Genomic DNA, 491 nt, shown 5'->3' on the forward strand with positions numbered 1-491 from the left:
CGAGAACTCGTCGACGAGCGTCATCAGCCGCAGGCTGCGGCCGTCTTCGGTAGTGTGGTGCACGAAGTCGTAGCTCCAGACGTGATGTGGATATTCCGGGCGCAGCCGCACACAAGAGCCATCGTTGAACCATACCTACTGGGCCATTGGGCCGAATGGCGATACGCTCGCCATGGCAGACATCCCACACACGTAGCTTCGCGAGATCACACGCTCGGAGTTTGCTGTCAATGGCGAGGTTGAACGTCGCCAGATCACGCAAGTTGGAGGAGAGTTGCAGGCGCACGCGGATCGCCCAGATCTCGCTGAGCTTGAGCGGCGGCTTCTGACCGGTCAATTTCCCTTTGTTCCACGGTACCCGCGGCGACCTCGGTTGGGTCAGGATTCGGTGCCAATCAACAACGTGCGCATGAGTAGCATCAAACTGAATCGCCTCGGCTTTGGGCCGTTCAGCAGGTGTGGCTAGATAGCATGCGAGGCATGGTCCATTG

General features: G+C 59.1%; 1 pseudogene. It reads right to left on the minus strand.

Annotated features, from left to right (window positions below):
• Positions 1-135 (minus strand): annotated as a pseudogene (locus tag I6F21_RS37635) (IS3 family transposase); the annotation flags it as partial.
• Positions 136-491: the final 356 nt, after the last annotated feature.

The organism is Bradyrhizobium sp. NBAIM03, from assembly GCF_020194055.1.
Lineage (GTDB): Bacteria > Pseudomonadota > Alphaproteobacteria > Rhizobiales > Xanthobacteraceae > Bradyrhizobium > Bradyrhizobium yuanmingense.